The sequence below is a fragment of the Microbacterium sp. 22215 genome (assembly GCF_052045655.1).
Lineage (GTDB): Bacteria > Actinomycetota > Actinomycetes > Actinomycetales > Microbacteriaceae > Microbacterium > Microbacterium phyllosphaerae.
Map to the genome: position 1 here is coordinate 79,107 of NZ_JBQEPC010000002.1, position 16,289 is coordinate 95,395.

The 16,289-nt window shown below is 67.3% G+C and carries 11 protein-coding genes and 1 tRNA gene; 10 read left to right on the forward strand and 2 right to left on the reverse strand.

All coding sequences use genetic code 11. The features are described 5' to 3' along the window. The first annotated feature begins 4 nt into the window (after nucleotides 1-4). The 6 genes from lgt to ACTJKH_RS03635 all read left to right on the forward strand — a co-directional run bounded on the left by lgt (nucleotide 5) and on the right by ACTJKH_RS03635 (nucleotide 10,065). Nucleotides 5-1,033 carry a prolipoprotein diacylglyceryl transferase gene (lgt, locus tag ACTJKH_RS03610; RefSeq protein ID WP_210097950.1) on the forward strand — a complete coding sequence of 343 codons (1,029 nt, stop codon included), beginning with the start codon at nucleotides 5-7 and terminating at the stop codon, nucleotides 1,031-1,033. Between the two features lie 135 nt (nucleotides 1,034-1,168). Continuing rightward, entirely contained in the window at nucleotides 1,169-5,692 is a 4,524-nt protein-coding gene (gene gltB, locus ACTJKH_RS03615; RefSeq protein WP_440735791.1) for a glutamate synthase large subunit, read from the forward strand. Continuing rightward, complete coding sequence (locus ACTJKH_RS03620) at nucleotides 5,685-7,151, forward strand: glutamate synthase subunit beta (protein ID WP_440735792.1); 1,467 nt, start codon at nucleotides 5,685-5,687, stop codon at nucleotides 7,149-7,151. The genes gltB and ACTJKH_RS03620 overlap by 8 nt, the downstream gene beginning before the upstream one ends. A gap of 55 nt (nucleotides 7,152-7,206) precedes the next feature. Next, nucleotides 7,207-8,658: a pyruvate kinase gene (gene pyk / locus ACTJKH_RS03625; protein ID WP_440735793.1), complete on the forward strand. Its 1,452-nt coding sequence runs from the start codon at nucleotides 7,207-7,209 to the stop codon at nucleotides 8,656-8,658. A 147-nt stretch (nucleotides 8,659-8,805) separates the two neighbouring features. Continuing rightward, nucleotides 8,806-9,465 carry an esterase/lipase family protein gene (locus tag ACTJKH_RS03630; protein WP_440735794.1) on the forward strand — a complete coding sequence of 220 codons (660 nt, stop codon included), beginning with the start codon at nucleotides 8,806-8,808 and terminating at the stop codon, nucleotides 9,463-9,465. Between the two features lie 123 nt (nucleotides 9,466-9,588). Next, the gene (locus tag ACTJKH_RS03635; protein WP_440735795.1) at nucleotides 9,589-10,065 is read left to right on the forward strand and encodes a hypothetical protein; all 477 of its coding nucleotides are present in this window, start codon (nucleotides 9,589-9,591) and stop codon (nucleotides 10,063-10,065) included. Nucleotides 10,066-10,074: 9 nt separating this feature from the next. Here the strand turns inward: ACTJKH_RS03635 and ACTJKH_RS03640 are convergent. Beyond that, a tRNA-Leu gene (locus ACTJKH_RS03640) sits at nucleotides 10,075-10,157 on the reverse strand. A 100-nt stretch (nucleotides 10,158-10,257) separates the two neighbouring features. Here ACTJKH_RS03640 and ACTJKH_RS03645 point away from each other — a divergent pair. Both ACTJKH_RS03645 and ACTJKH_RS03650 read left to right on the forward strand, forming a co-directional pair. Next, on the forward strand, nucleotides 10,258-10,878 hold the full coding sequence (locus tag ACTJKH_RS03645; RefSeq protein ID WP_042536652.1) for an ANTAR domain-containing response regulator: 621 nt from the start codon (nucleotides 10,258-10,260) through the stop codon (nucleotides 10,876-10,878). Nucleotides 10,879-10,881: 3 nt separating this feature from the next. Then, complete coding sequence (locus tag ACTJKH_RS03650; RefSeq protein WP_440735796.1) at nucleotides 10,882-11,445, forward strand: GNAT family N-acetyltransferase; 564 nt, start codon at nucleotides 10,882-10,884, stop codon at nucleotides 11,443-11,445. On the opposite strand, the gene ACTJKH_RS03655 is transcribed toward ACTJKH_RS03650, so the two are convergent. Then, nucleotides 11,420-11,848, reverse strand: a complete 429-nt coding sequence (locus tag ACTJKH_RS03655; protein WP_210097945.1) for a hotdog fold thioesterase — start codon at nucleotides 11,846-11,848, stop codon at nucleotides 11,420-11,422. The two genes, ACTJKH_RS03650 and ACTJKH_RS03655, sit on opposite strands and share 26 nt — an antisense overlap. A 45-nt stretch (nucleotides 11,849-11,893) precedes the next feature. On the opposite strand from ACTJKH_RS03655, the gene polA reads away from it, so the two are divergent. Together polA and ACTJKH_RS03665 are read left to right on the forward strand one after the other, a co-directional pair. Then, a complete protein-coding gene (gene polA, locus ACTJKH_RS03660; protein ID WP_440735797.1) occupies nucleotides 11,894-14,527 on the forward strand; it encodes a DNA polymerase I in 2,634 nt (877 codons plus the stop codon). A gap of 61 nt (nucleotides 14,528-14,588) precedes the next feature. Beyond that, nucleotides 14,589-16,265, forward strand: coding sequence for a DUF885 domain-containing protein (locus ACTJKH_RS03665; protein WP_440735798.1), 1,677 nt, complete (start codon nucleotides 14,589-14,591; stop codon nucleotides 16,263-16,265). Nucleotides 16,266-16,289: the final 24 nt, after the last annotated feature.

Here is a 16,289-nt window from a genome sequence, read left to right on the forward strand (position 1 = left end):
AATCATGTCCCTCGCGCTCCACAGCACCTTCAGCGGCGTGCTCGCCAGCATCCCCAGCCCCCCGGTCTCCTACATCGACCTCGGCCCGCTCCGGATCCACTTCTACGCGCTCTGCATCATCGCCGGCATCATCGCCGCCGTGCTGCTGACCAACCACCGCCTGACCAAGCGCGGGGCAGAGCCGTGGGTCGTGATCGACATCTCGATCCTCGCCGTGCCGATCGCCATCATCGGCGCGCGCATCTTCCACGTGCTCACCCACCCGAACTTCTACTTCGGCGAGGGCAAGAACACCTGGAACCCGTTCGAGCCCGGCTCCGTCTGGGCGATCTGGGAGGGTGGCATCGCGATCTTCGGTGCGCTCATCGGTGGTGCCATCGGTGCGTACCTGGGCTGCCGCTGGACCGGCATCCGCTTCTGGACCTTCGCCGACGCCCTCGCTCCCGGTCTCCTGCTCGCGCAGGCGATGGGACGCTTCGGCAACTGGTTCAACCACGAGCTGTTCGGTCTGCCGACCGACCTGCCGTGGGGCCTCGAGATCGAGTCCGACAACTCGGCCTTCCCTCCCGGCCTTCCCGAGGGCACCCTGTTCCACCCGACCTTCCTCTACGAGGTCATCTGGAACCTTCTCGGCGTGGTCGTCCTGCTGTGGCTGAGCCGCAAGGTGACCGCTCTGCAGTGGGGCAGGCTCTTCGCGATCTACCTCATCTGGTACAGCGCGGGCCGCGTCGTGTGGGAGTCGATCCGCATCGACCCGAGCGAGATCATCCTGGGCCTGCGCAGCAACGTCTGGGCCGCGATCATCGGCATCGTCGTGGGTCTCGCGATCCTCATCGTGCAGTCGCGTCGTCACCCGGGCCTGGAGCCTTCGCCGTACCAGCCCGGCCGCGGACGGAAGGACCTGGACGCTGATGTAGAATCGCAGGACAATCCCTCCGATTTCGTGGACGTGAGTGAGCCTCCGTCCGAAGAAGTCGCCGCAGGAGCCAGCGCCACAAGCACCGCTCCCACGGACACGGAAAGCTCTCGATAGCAGACCGGTCCGTGCGGACCCCATCGCATCCACCCGGCCAATGACGCCCCCGGGTCATCCGAAGATCTGAGGACGGTACTGGTGTATTTTCAGCCTCCCTACGGCGCTTCCGGCGCTTACCCCCCGAAGCAGGGCATGTACAACCCGGCGTTCGAGAAGGACGCCTGCGGCCTGGCCATGGTCGCCACCCTGCGTGGTGAAGCGGGCCACGACATCATCGCGCTGGCGCTCGAAGCGCTGCGCAACCTCGAGCACCGTGGTGCGATCGGCTCGGATGCCGGCACCGGAGACGGTGCAGGCATCCTGACGCAGATGCCCGACGCCTTCCTCCGTGCGGTCACCGATTTCGAACTGCCCCCGGTCGGCGAGTACGCCGCGGGTCTGGCATTCCTCCCGCGCGACTCCAGCGAACGCCGCCAGCAGAAGGCCGGGATCGAGAAGATCGCCCGAGCCGAGGGCCTCCGCGTCCTCGGATGGCGCGAGGTTCCGACGGTCAACGACAACCTCGGAAAGCTCGCCGACGAGGCACGCCCCGCCTTCGAGCAGCTCTTCGTGAGCGCCGGGGGAGCCACGCACTCGCAGGCACCCCTCACGGGCATCGCGCTCGACCGAGTCGCCTATCGTCTGCGCAAGCGCGCTGGGCACGAGCTCGGCGCCTACTTCGTCTCACTGTCCGCCCGCACCCTCGGGTACAAGGGCATGGTCACGACGCTTCAGCTCGAGCCGTTCTACCCCGACCTGCAGGACGAGCGCTTCATGTCGGAGCTCGCCGTCGTGCACTCCCGCTACTCGACCAACACGTTCCCGTCGTGGCCGCTCGCGCAGCCGCTGCGGATGCTCGCGCACAACGGCGAGATCAACACGGTCGGCGGCAACCGCAACTGGATGCGCGCCCGTCAGTCCCAGCTCGAGTCCGAGCTGCTCGGCGACGTCGCTCCGCTGCTGCCGATCTGCACCGATGGGGCCAGCGACTCGGCCTCCTTCGACGAGGTGCTCGAGCTGCTCACCCTCACCGGACGCAGCCTGCCGCACGCCATCATGATGATGGTGCCCGAGGCCTACGAGAAGCAGTCCGACATCTCGCCGGAGCTGCGCTCGTTCTACGAGTACCACTCGAACCAGATGGAACCGTGGGACGGCCCCGCCGCCCTCATCTTCACCGATGGCACCGTGGTCGGCGCGACCCTCGACCGCAACGGCCTGCGCCCCGGGCGCTGGACCGAGACCACCGACGGACTGATCGTGATCGGCTCCGAGACCGGTGTGCTCACGTTCGAGCCCGAGCGCATCAAGCGTCGCGGGCGCCTGCAGCCCGGCAAGATGTTCCTCGTCGACACGTCGCAGAAGCGCATCATCGAAGACGAGGAGATCAAGCGCGATCTCGCCACGATGCACCCCTGGCAGGAGTGGTTGGATGCCGGATCCGTGCGTCTCGCCGACCTCCCCGAGCGCGAGCACATCGTGCACCCGCCTGCGTCGATCACGCGCCGCCAGCGCACCTTCGGCTACACCGAGGAAGAGGTGCGGATCCTCCTGACCCCGATGGGTCAGACCGGCGTCGAGCCTCTGGGCGCGATGGGATCCGACACTCCGATCGCGGTTCTCAGCAAGCGGCCCCGTCTGCTCTTCGACTACTTCACGCAGCAGTTCGCGCAGGTCACCAACCCGCCGCTGGACTCGATCCGCGAAGAGGTCGTCACAAGCCTGAAGCTCGGCCTCGGCCCCGAGAGCAACCTGCTGACGTGGGGTCCCGACCACACGCGCACCGTCTCTCTCGACTTCCCGGTGATCGACAACGACGAGCTGGCGAAGATCCGCCACATCGACAAGGCGCTGCCCGACCGTTCCAGCGTGACGATCAAGGGTCTCTACCACTTCGACGCGGGCTCGAACACGCTCGAGAAGCGTCTCACCGAGATGTACGACGAGGTCGACGAGGCCATCGCGCAGGGTGCCGAGTTCGTCATCCTCTCGGACCGCGACTCGAACAAGGATCTGACCCCGATCCCGTCGCTGCTCATGGTCTCGGCGATCCATCACCACCTGATCCGCCGTGAGAACCGTATGAAGGTCGGTCTGATCGTCGAGGCGGGTGACGTCCGCGAGGTCCACCACGTCGCGACGTTGATCGGATACGGCGCATCGGCCGTGAACCCGTACCTCGCGATGGAGACGGTGGAGCACCTCGTGCGCACCGGCTACATCACCGGCATCAGCCCCGAGAAGGCCGTCCGCAACCTGATCTACGCACTCGGCAAGGGCGTGCTGAAGATCATGTCGAAGATGGGCATCTCGACCGTGTCGTCCTACGCCGGCGCACAGGTCTTCGAGGCTGTCGGCCTGAGCGAGGAGTTCATCGACAAGTACTTCACGCGCACCGAGTCGAAGCTCGGTGGCATCGGCATCGAAGAGATCTTCATCGAGAACCAGGCACGTCACGACTACGCCTACCCCGAGGACGAGGCCGCACGTGCACACGAGCGTCTCTGGACCGGTGGCGAATACCAGTGGCGTCGCGACGGCTCCCCGCACCTCTTCAACCCCGAGACCGTCTTCAAGCTCCAGCACGCGACGCGCGAGCGTCGCTTCGACATCTTCCGCGAGTACACCAAGCTCGTCGACGATCAGGCGGCCGAGCTCAAGACGCTGCGCGGTCTCTTCACGCTGCGCACAGGCACCCGCAAGCCGGTGCCGCTCGACGAGGTCGAGCCCGTGTCCGCGATCGTCAAGCGATTCTCCACCGGGGCGATGAGCTACGGCTCGATCTCCAAGGAGGCGCACGAGACCCTCGCCATCGCCATGAACCGGATCGGCGGCAAGTCGAACACCGGTGAGGGCGGCGAGGACACCGATCGCCTGCTCGACCCCGAGCGTCGCAGCGCGATCAAGCAGGTCGCATCCGGTCGCTTCGGCGTCACGAGCCTGTACCTCACGGAGGCCGACGACATCCAGATCAAGCTCGCCCAGGGCGCCAAGCCCGGCGAGGGAGGTCAGCTGCCGCCGCAGAAGGTGTACCCGTGGGTCGCACGTACCCGCGGTGGAACGCCGGGCGTCGGTCTGATCTCGCCCCCGCCGCACCACGACATCTACTCGATCGAAGACCTCAAGCAGCTCATCTTCGACCTGAAGCGGGCGAACCCCGAGGCGCGCATCCACACGAAGCTCGTCAGCCAGTCGGGCATCGGAGCGGTCTCCGCCGGTGTCGCAAAGGCGCTCAGCGACGTCATCCTCGTGTCAGGACACGACGGAGGCACGGGTGCGAGCCCGATGAACTCCCTCAAGCACGCGGGAACCCCGTGGGAGCTCGGTCTCGCCGAGACGCAGCAGACGCTCATGCTCAACGGCATGCGCGACCGCGTCGTGGTGCAGGTCGACGGCCAGCTCAAGACCGGACGCGACGTCATCATCGGTGCGCTGCTCGGCGCAGAGGAGTTCGGTTTCGCGACCGCCCCCCTCGTCGTTAGCGGATGCATCATGATGCGCGTCTGCCACCTCGACACGTGCCCCGTGGGCGTCGCGACCCAGAACCCCGTTCTGCGCGAACGCTTCACCGGGAAGCCCGAGTTCGTCGTGAACTTCATGGAGTTCATCGCCGAAGAGGTGCGCGAGCTGCTCGCCGAGCTCGGCTTCCGCTCGATCGACGAGATCGTCGGCCGCGCGGAGCTGATCGAGGCGAACGCGGCTCTCGAGCACTGGAAGGCGGAGGGTCTCGACCTGAGCCCCGTGCTCGAAGGGCCCGCGTTCCCCGCGAGCGAGCCGCGCCGCAACCGCCGTACGCAGGATCACGAGCTCGAGAAGCACTTCGACGTGCAGCTGATCGACATCGCGAAGCCTGCTCTCCTCAACGGCGAGCCCGTCGTGGTCGAGCTGCCCATCGCCAACACCGAGCGCGCGGTCGGCACCATGCTGGGCCACCAGGTCACGTCTCGTCACGGCGCTGCGGGGCTCCCCAGCGGCACGATCGACGTCACCCTGCACGGCACCGCCGGTCAGTCGCTCGGCGCGTTCCTGCCCTCCGGAATCGTGCTTCGCCTCGAAGGCGATGCCAACGACTACGTCGGGAAGGGCCTCTCCGGCGGCGACATCACGATCCGCCCGGCACGGGGCTCCGCCATCGCGCCGCACGAGAACGTGATCGCCGGCAACGTCATCGGCTACGGCGCGACGGCGGGAACCATGTTCCTCTCGGGCGTCGTGGGCGAGCGGTTCCTCGTTCGCAACTCGGGTGCGACCGCGGTCGTCGAAGGCGTGGGCGACCACGCGCTCGAGTACATGACCGGCGGCGTCGCGGTGATCCTCGGCTCGACGGGTCGCAACCTCGGAGCCGGCATGTCCGGGGGAGTGGCCTACATCCACTCGCTCGACACCGGCAAGGTGAACGCCCAATCGCTCGGCAGCGGCGAGTTGCGCCTCGAGCCCCTCGACCGGGCCGACCTCGAGGTCCTGCGCAGCCTGATCGTCGCTCACGTGGAGAAGACGGCATCGCCGCTCGGATCCGACATCCTGGCGCGGTTCGATGAGACCGCCGGCCAGTTCACGAAGGTGCTTCCGCGGGATTACGCCGCCGTGCGCAGCATGCGCGAGGAAGCAGTCGCCGAGGGCATCGACCCCGACGGCGACATCGTCTGGAACCGCATCCTGGAGGTGACCGGTGGCTGACCCCAAAGGCTTTCTGAAGACCACGGAGCGTGAGCTCCCCAAGCGTCGCCCCGTGCCGGTGCGCATCATGGACTGGAAAGAGGTCTATGAGGCGGGCGATCAGGCGGTGCTCAAGCGTCAGGCCGGTCGCTGCATGGACTGCGGTGTGCCGTTCTGCCACCAGGGCTGCCCGCTCGGCAACCTGATCCCCGAATGGAACGACCTGACCTGGCGTGGTGAGGGGCGCGCGGCGATCGATCGTCTGCACGCCACGAACAACTTCCCGGAGTTCACGGGTCGTCTGTGCCCCGCCCCGTGTGAGAGCTCGTGCGTGCTGGGCATCAACCAGCCGGCGGTGACGATCAAGCAGATCGAGGTCTCGATCATCGACGAGGCCTTCGCCAAGGGCTGGGTCGAGCCGCAGCCGCCCGCACGCCTGACCGGCAAGACGGTCGCCGTCGTCGGCTCCGGCCCCGCAGGGCTGGCAGCCGCACAGCAGCTGACCCGCGCCGGCCACACGGTCGCCGTCTTCGAGCGTGACGACCGCATCGGCGGTCTGCTGCGCTACGGCATCCCCGACTTCAAGATGGAGAAGGGGCAGCTGGAGTCGCGCCTTCGCCAGATGCAGGAGGAGGGGACGCGCTTCCGCGCCGGCGTCGAGATCGGCAAGGACATCTCCTGGGCCGACCTGCGTGCTCGTTACGACGCGATCGTGATCGCCACCGGATCGACGGTTCCTCGCGACCTCTCGATTCCGGGCCGCGACCTCGACGGCGTGCACTTCGCGATGGAGTACCTCGTCGAGTCCAACCATGCGGTCGCCGGCGACAAGGTCCCCGAGCAGATCACGGCCGAGGGCAAGCACGTCATCGTGATCGGTGGCGGTGACACCGGTGCGGACTGCATCGGCACGGCCCACCGTCAGGGTGCGCTGAGCGTCACGAACCTCGCGATCGGCAAGCAGCCCGGCACCGAGCGTCCGGGGCACCAGCCGTGGCCGATGATGCCGACGCTGTTCGAGGTCGCCTCCGCCCATGAAGAGGGCGGTGAGCGCGTCTTCCTCGCCTCCACCGTCGAGTTCCTCTCGAACGATGTGGGCGAGGTCCGTGCACTGCGCGTCGCCGAGACCGAGTTCATCGACGGTCGTCGCGTGCCCAAGAGCGGCACAGAGCGCGAGATCCCCGCGGATCTCGTCCTCATCGCGATGGGCTTCACCGGCCCCGAGCAGGACGGCTACACCGAGGACACGCTTCCGCAGCTGACCGACCGTGGTGCCTTCCGTCGAGACGACAGCTACGAGTCCACCGTCCCCGGCGTGTTCGTCGCCGGTGACGCGGGCCGCGGGCAGTCGCTCATCGTCTGGGCCATCGCCGAAGGCCGTGCGGCCGCGGCGAACGTCGATCGGTTCCTCATGGGAACCACCGTGCTGCCCGAGCCGGTGCGTCCGCATGAAATCGCTATCGGCCTCCAGCCCGCGTAGGCTGAGCCGCGGCACCGTCGCCTGATTTCCATCCCCCACTACCCTGGAGCAATCTTTGAGACGCGCGAAAATCGTCGCCACCCTGGGACCCGCTACCTCCACGTACGAGACCGTACGTGCACTCATCGACGCCGGCGTGGACGTCGCCCGTCTGAACCTCAGCCACGGTGACTACTCCGTGCACGAGAACAACTACGCCAACGTTCGCCGTGCAGCCGACGACGCCGGCCGCGCTGTCGCCATCCTGGTCGACCTGCAGGGCCCGAAGATCCGTCTCGGCAAGTTCGAGGCCGGCCCCTACGAGCTCGCCAAGGGCGACATCTTCAAGATCACGACCGAAGACATCATCGGCAACAAGGACATCTGCGGCACGACCTTCAAGGGCCTGCCGCAGGACGTCAAGCCGGGCGACTTCCTGCTCATCGACGACGGCAAGGTCCGCGTCGAGGTCGTCGAGACCGACGGTGTCACCGTGACGACGAAGGTCATCGTCGCCGGTGCCGTCTCCAACAACAAGGGCATCAACCTCCCCGGTGTCGCCGTCAACGTCCCCGCACTGAGCGAGAAGGACGAAGACGACCTCCGCTGGGGGCTGCGCATCGGCGCCGACCTCATCGCGCTGTCGTTCGTCCGCAACGCGGAGGACGTGAGCCGCGTGCACGAGATCATGGCGGAAGAGGGCGTCAAGGTCCCCGTCATCGCCAAGGTCGAGAAGCCGCAGGCCGTCGACGCGCTCGAGGAGATCGTCGACGCGTTCGACGCCATCATGGTCGCCCGCGGCGACCTCGGCGTCGAGCTCCCGCTCGAGGCCGTGCCGATCGTGCAGAAGCGCGCGGTCGAGCTCGCACGACGCATGGCGAAGCCGGTCATCGTCGCGACGCAGATGCTCGAGTCGATGATCAACAGCCCCGTGCCGACGCGCGCCGAGACCTCGGACGTCGCGAACGCGGTGCTCGACGGTGCCGACGCCGTGATGCTGTCGGGCGAGACGAGCGTGGGCGACTACCCGGTGGTCGTCGTCGAGACCATGGCCCGCATCATCGAGTCGACCGAGGAGCACGGTCTCGAGCGCATCGCGCCCCTGACCACCAAGCCCCGCACGCAGGGTGGCGCGATCACTCTCGCTGCCCTCGAGGTCGCCGAGTTCGTCGAGGCGAAGTATCTCTGCGTCTTCACGCAGTCGGGGGATTCGGCGCGTCGCCTGTCGCGACTGCGCTCGCGCATCCCGATGATCGCGTTCACCCCCGAGCCGAACATCCGCCGCCGCATGGCGCTGACCTGGGGTATCCAGTCGAAGCTCGTCGACATGGTCCAGCACACCGACCTGATGTACCTGCAGGTCGACGACTACCTGCTCTCGAGCGGCCTCGCCGTCGAGGGAGACAAGGTCGTCGTGATCTCCGGTTCCCCTCCCGGAATCGTGGGTTCGACCAACGACATCCGAGTGCACAAGGTCGGAGACGCCGTCAACGGCGCGGCTCCGATCTACAAGGAAGCCACGGTCTGACATCGAATCGCAGCGAAGGGGCGGAACGACAGTTCCGCCCCTTCGTCGTATCCAGGGCGGTGCCGCGCACGCGATCGCCTCCGGCGTATCGTCGAGCACGACGCACACGCGTCGGCGAGAGTGGCAGGGGAGTGGATCATCGATCTCGTGAAGAAGGCGGGCTGGTGGATCGCCGACTACGCATACGCCGTCTACTGGCAGTTCCGGGCGGCGTTCGGTCGGCAGGAGGCGGATGCCTTCGCGAGCGGCGATGCTGCGCCGCTCCTCATCCTCCCGGGCGTCTACGAGACCTGGAGATTCATGCAGCCGCTGATCACCGCACTGCATGATCGCGGGCATCCCGTCCACGTCCTCGACGCCCTCGCACACAATCGGCGGCCGGTGCACGACGCGGCCCGGGTCGTGGAGGAGTTCCTCGAGACGAACCGGATGACCGACGTGATCGTGGTCGCGCACAGCAAGGGCGGACTCGCGGGGAAGCTCGCCATGGCCGGCGCCGCGGGCGAGCGCATCCGTGCGATGCTCGCGGTCGCGACGCCGTTCGGCGGATCCCGTTACGCCCGCCTGCTGCCTGTTCGCTCGCTGTGGGCGTTCTCCCCTTCGGACCCGTCGATCGTCGAGCTGGCGGCGCACCTCGAGGTGAACGAGAGGATCGTCTCGGTCTACGCGGCCTTCGACCCGCACATCCCCGAGGGCAGCGAGCTGATCGGTGCGCGCAAGAACGTGCGAATCGAGACCGGGGGACACTTCCGGATCCTCGCGGACCCTCGCGTCGTCGCAGAGGTCGCAGCGTTGTCCGAGCGATGAGCAGCGCCGGTTCGGCGCGGGTCCGCGCAAACCCTCGACTTTCGGCCATGGGGCTGTCAGGCGCAGACCTGTACTCTGGTGCAGGCGCAGACCTCCGCACGTCGACACGTCTGCCCCGCACCCATGGATGACCTGACCATCGAACCCGCCGTGGACGAGCGACCCGAGATCGCCCGACCGGTGTCCGTCGAGCCGTGCGCGTCTCGCCTCGATCCCGTCGAGACGGCCTCGTCCGACTCGCTGCCGCCTCTGAAGCCGGGCAGCATCGGGGTGCGGTACCGACTGAAGCGTCGTTTCCGCACCTACGACGCGATCGCCTGTGTTCCCGCTTACCTCGCGCAGACCCGCTCAGCAGAGACGATCGCGGCGCGCGAGGGCGAGCGGATCCACGGCGACCGGGCATACGAGCCATTGCTCATCGGCGGCCTGCCCGTGGCCGCATCAGACGAGAACCTCGGCGCGATCATCAGTGCGACGGTGCCGGAGGGGGTCCTGCAGGCAGATCACCCCGCGACGGCAGAACGTGAACTCCATGCGGCCATGGCGCCCGCCCTCGATCGCTATCTGCTGATCGACGGAGAGGTGTGGATCAGCATCTGATCCCTGTTGTGCCGGCGGTGGGACTCGAACCCACACGCCCTCTCGGACAAAGCATTTTGAGTGCTCCGCGTCTGCCATTCCGCCACGCCGGCTCGTGTGTCGCGTCTTCGACTTTATCGCAGAGGATCGGTGATCACGGCCACTCGCCGCGCCATCGGGGTCCTCGGAGGTCGTCTCCACTAGGATGGATCTGTGACCGAGCAAGAACAGGCAGCTGAGCAGCCCACGTCATCCGCACCCCGACGCGTCGTCGTCGCCGAGGACGAGTCGCTGATCCGTCTCGACATCGTCGAGATCCTCCGCGACAACGGCTTCGATGTGGTGGGTGAGGCCGGAGACGGTGAGACCGCGGTCGCACTGGCGACCGAGCTGCGTCCCGACCTCGTCATCATGGACGTCAAGATGCCGCAGCTCGATGGCATCAGCGCGGCCGAGAAGCTGCACAAGGGCAACATCGCTCCCGTCGTCCTCCTCACGGCCTTCAGCCAGAAGGAGCTCGTGGAGCGTGCGAGCGAGGCCGGCGCGCTGGCCTACGTCGTCAAGCCGTTCACCCCGAACGACCTGCTGCCGGCGATCGAGATCGCGCTGGCTCGCCACGAGCAGATCATCACGCTCGAGGCCGAGGTCGCCGACATGGTCGAGCGCTTCGAGACCCGCAAGCTCGTCGACCGCGCCAAGGGGCTGCTGAACGAGAAGATGGGCCTCTCCGAGCCCGAGGCCTTCCGCTGGATCCAGAAGGCGTCGATGGATCGTCGCCTCACGATGCAGGACGTCGCCAAGGCGATCATCGAGCAGCTCGCGCCGAAGAAGTAGTCTTTGCTGCCGCTCGACGCGGAGCATGTTCTGCGGCCTGTCCGCGCCGGTGACGGCGTTGCGCTTGCGAAGGCGTACTCGGCGAACCGCGAACACCTCGCGCCGTGGGATCCTCTGCGCGACGACGAGTTCTACACGGCGCAGTGGCAGGAGACGCACGTACGCCAGTGTCTGGCGGATGCCGCCGAGGGCCGAGGCGCCCGTTTCGTCATCGAATCGACCGACGGCGAGATCCGCGGTCGTATCAACCTGAACAACATCGTCCGCGGTGCGTTCCGCAGCGCCGACCTCGGGTACTGGATCGACGTCGCGCATGCGCGTCGAGGTCTGGCATCCCGTGGAGTGCGCGAGGTCATCGCCCACGCCCGACACGATCTGCATCTGCACCGGATCCAGGCGGCGACGCTGTTGCACAACCTCGCGTCACAGCGGGTGCTCGCCGGCACCGGCTTCGAACGCATCGGTCTCGCGCCACGGTATCTGCGGATCGCGGGGGAGTGGCAGGACCACCTGCTGTTCCAGCTTCTGCTGGAAGAGCCGCTCAGCGTGCCGCGGGAGCATCCTTGATCATGTTGGTGATCCGGATCGTCGAGCACCGTCGTCCCTGATCGTCGGAGACGACGATCTCGTGGACCGTGATGCTGCGTCCGAGATGCACGGGCGTGCAGACACCCGTCACGACGCCCGACGTCGCGGAGCGCGTGTGCGTCGCGTTGATGTCCACCCCGACCGCGAGCCGGCCGGGGCCCGCGTGGAGGTTCGCCGCCATCGAGCCGAGCGACTCGCCGAGGACCACATAGGCGCCGCCGTGCATGAGGCCGACCGGCTGCGTGTTGCCCTCGACGGGGAGCGTCGCGACGCAACGCTCAGTTGTGAACTCGAGGAATTCCATGCCCATCTTCTGGGCGAGTGCGCCCATCCCGCGGGCTGTCGCCCAGTCGAGTCCTGCACTCGTCGCGGTCTCGGTCATGGATCCTCCTCAGCGGGTGTCTGTCGTCCTCGTTAGGCTGACAGGGTGACGGACTCCGCAAAGCCTACCCTCATGGTCGTCGACGGCCATTCGCTCGCCTATCGTGCCTTCTTCGCCCTTCCGGTCGAGAACTTCACGACCAAGGACAACCAGCACACGAACGCCATCTACGGCTTCCTGTCGATGCTGGTGAACCTCATCAAGGCAGAGCAGCCCACGCACATGGCGATCGCATTCGACACCTCTCGTCATTCGTTCCGCACTGACCAGTACCCCGAGTACAAGGCGACTCGGTCGGAGTCACCCCAGGAGTTCCGCGGCCAGATCCCGCTGCTGCAGGACTGCCTTGCCGCGATGTCGATCCCCGTGCTGATGAAGGAGGGCGTCGAAGCCGACGACATCCTCGCCACCCTGTCGACTCAAGGGGCCGAGAAGGGATACGACGTCCTCGTGGTCTCCGGCGACCGAGACACGATCCAGCTCGTCACCGACGATGTGACACTGCTGTACCCGTCGGTTCAGGGTGTCTCGCAGCTCAAGCGCTACGACCCGGTGACCGTGCAGGAGCGCTATGGCGTGCGCCCGGAGCAGTACCCTGACATCGCCGCGCTGGTCGGCGAGACCAGCGACAACCTGCCCGGCGTTCCCAAGGTCGGTGAGAAGACGGCCGTGAAGTGGCTGACGCAGTTCGGCTCGCTCGACGATCTCCTCGAACGAGCGGATGAGATCAAGGGCGTCGTGGGCGGCAACCTGCGCGACCACATCGAGGACGTACGGCGCAACCGTCGACTCAACCGGCTGCTGACGGATGTCGAGCTGCCCGTCGCTCCCGACGACCTCGCGGTGGCGCCGATCGACGCGCAAGCAGTCCGTGACATCTTCGCCCGCCTCGAGTTCCGCACGCTGCTGCCCCGCGTCTTCGACGCCGTCGGAGCCGGCGAGGTCGCCGAGGACCCGGCCACAGCGGTCGTCCTGCCCGAGCCCGTCGAGGTCGGCGCATCGGATTTCGTCACGTGGGCGGAGTCGCAGACGGGTGATGTCGCAGTACGGCTCCTCGTCCAGGGCGGAGCACCCACCCGTGTGGGCGCTGCGACCGAGAAGGAACTCCGCGAACTCGACTGGAACGACGACGTCGCCGCGGCACTGCGGCCGTGGCTCGAGTCGACGAGCCCCAAGGTGCTCCACGACGCGAAGCCGCAGGTGAAGGCGTTGCTGCGGCAGGGTGTGCGCGTCAACGGACTCGCCTACGACACGAGCCTCGCCGGCTGGCTGCTGCGCCCGAGCTTCCCCGACAAGACGCTCGGTGACCTCGTCGAGCGCTACCTCGGCGAGAAGCTCCCCGAGGCTGATCCCTCGCAGCTGGTTCCCGAGACCGAGGGCGCCACACCCTCGCAGGAGGCCTGGTTCGCCCTGCGTGTCGCGAATGCCCTGCGAGAAGACATCCCCGAGTCGGTCGCGAAGGTCCTCACGGACATCGAGCTGCCCACGCTCATCACGCTCGCCGACATGGAGGTCGCCGGCGTCGCGGTGTCGCACGAGGTCCTCTCGACCTTCTCCGGCGAGCTCGCGACCCGCGCCGAAGGCCTCGCCCAGGAGGCCTTCGGCATCGTGGGGCGCGAATTCAACCTCGGTTCTCCCAAGCAGTTGCAGGAGGTGCTCTTCGACGATCTCCAGCTCCCGAAGACACGCAAGACCAAGACGGGGTACTCGACGGATGCCGCCGTGCTGGCCGATCTGCAGGATTCGCACCCGCACCCCTTCCTCGGCCTGCTCCTGCAGCACCGCGAGGCCACGAAGCTGCGTCAGATCATCGAATCGCTCGACACGGCGATCGGTGCCGACGCTCGTGTGCACACGACGTACGTGCAGACGGGCAGCCAGACCGGTCGCCTGTCGAGCACCGACCCGAACCTGCAGAACATCCCTGTCCGCACCGAGGAGTCGCGCCGCATCCGCAGCGCGTTCCAGGTGGGGGACGGCTACGAAGCCCTCCTCACCGCCGACTACTCGCAGATCGAGATGCGCATCATGGCGCACCTCTCCGGAGACGAGGGCCTCATCGAGGCGTTCAACAGCGGCGAGGATCTGCACCGGTTCGTCGGCGCGCGCGTCTTCGGTGTCGAGCCGAGCGATGTGACCTCCGCGATGCGCACGAAGGTCAAGGCGATGTCGTACGGGCTCGTCTACGGCCTCTCGGCATTCGGCCTGTCGAAGCAGTTGCGCATCGAGCAGTCCGAGGCGAAGCAGCTGATGGTCGAGTACTTCGCCCGGTTCGGTGCGGTGCGCGACTATCTCCGTGCATCGGTGCTGAAGGCCAAGGAGGTCGGCTACACCGAGACGATCTTCGGGCGCCGCCGACCGTTCCCCGACCTCGCCAGCCCGAACCGCGTGCTGCGTGAGAACGCCGAGCGGGCTGCGCTCAACGCACCGATCCAGGGAAGTGCCGCGGACATCATGAAGATCGCGCTGCTGCACATCCACGAAGATCTGCGCACCGAGGGCCTCACCTCGCGCGCCCTCCTGCAGATCCACGATGAACTCGTGGTCGAGGTGGCCCCGGGCGAATGGGACGCGACCGAGAGGATCGTCCGGACCCGCATGGGCGATGCGGCGGATCTCACCGTGCCCCTCGACGTGCAGGTGGGCCGAGGTCACGACTGGAACGAGGCCGCGCACTGATCGTCGACGACGCGCACCACACCGATATCCTGCGCGGAGGGGGCGGGGCTACGCTGGAGGGATGACCTCTTCTCCCCGCACCCCGTCTGCCATCGACAAAGTCGCCGATGAGTGGGTCGACACCATCGCGGTGCTCGCCCCGACACTCGGCACCTATATCGGTCGCGACGAGGTCAACGACCGTTTCGGCGACTTGAGCCCGGCCGGGCATGAGGAGATCGCGTCGGCCACGCGTGCCACACTCGCGAAGCTCGCCGCCCTCGAGCCGGTCGATGCGATCGACGAGGTGACCAAGACCGACCTGTCTGCAGAGCTCAGCCTCGACCTCGAGCTGCACGACGCGAAGTGGCACCTGCGCGACCTCAACGTGATCGCCTCGGCCGCACAGGACGTGCGCTCGGCGTTCGATCTCATGCCGACGGCGACCGCGGATGACTGGTCGGTCATCGCGACTCGCCTCGCCGCCGTGCCGGACGCGCTCCGGGGCTACACCGAGACCCTTCGGGCCGGCATCGCCGAGGGCGTCACGCCTGCGCGCCGGCAGGTCGTCGAGGTCGCCACGCAGATCGATCGCTACACGGCCGACGACGGCTTCTTCGCCGCGTTCGTCGCGGACGCCGCGCCTGCGGAGGGCAACCTCCCGGCATCCCTCGCTCGCACCCTGGCCGACAACTCCGCGGCCGCCCGCGTGGCCTACGACGAGCTGCGCAGCTTCCTCGCGGAGGAGCTTGCTCCCGCCGCGACCGAGGTCGATGCCGTAGGACGCGAGCTCTACGCTCTGAACTCCCGTCGCTTCCTCGGAGCGACCATCGATCTCGACGAGACGTACGAGTGGGGTCGCGAGGAGCTCGCCCGCATGGTCGCCGAGCAGACGGCGATCGCGAACGAGATCCTCCCCGGATCCTCCGTCGAGGAGGCCGTGGCGCACCTCGAGGCCGATCCCGCCCGCAAGCTCGTGGGCACCGAGGCGCTGCAGCACTGGATGCAGGAGACGAGTGACCGCGCGGTCGCCGAACTCGGCGCCACGCACTTCGACATCCCCGAGGCGATCCGCACCCTCGAGTGCATGATCGCGCCCACCCAGGAGGGTGGCATCTACTACACGGGGCCGACCGATGACTTCTCGCGCCCTGGACGCATGTGGTGGTCTGTTCCCGAGGGTGTGACCGAGTTCGACACCTGGCGCGAGCTGACGACCGTGTACCACGAGGGTGTTCCCGGGCATCATCTGCAGATCGCACAGGCCGTGTACAACCGCGCCGAGCTGAACTCATGGCGGCGACTGCTCGCCGGTACGTCCGGTCACGCCGAGGGCTGGGCGCTCTACGCCGAACGGCTCATGCAGCAGCTCGGATACCTCGACGACCCGGCCGATCGACTCGGCATGCTCGACGGGCAGCGGATGCGCGCGGCGCGCGTCGTACTCGACATCGGCGTGCACCTCGGCAAGCCCCGTCTCGACGGCGACGGCACCTGGGACGCCGACTATGCCCTCGACTTCATGCGCAAGAACGTCAACATGTCGGACCAGTTCGTGCAGTTCGAGGTCAACCGCTACCTGGGCTGGCCGGGGCAGGCACCGTCGTACAAGGTCGGACAGCGCATCTGGGAGCAGGTGCGTGACGCCTACCAGACGGAGCGCGGAGCGGACTTCGACGTCAAGGAGTTCCACAAGCGAGCTCTCGACATGGGCGGCGTCGGCCTCGACACGCTTCGGACCGCTCTTCTCGCACGATGAGGGAATGAGTCCAGCGCGCACCGT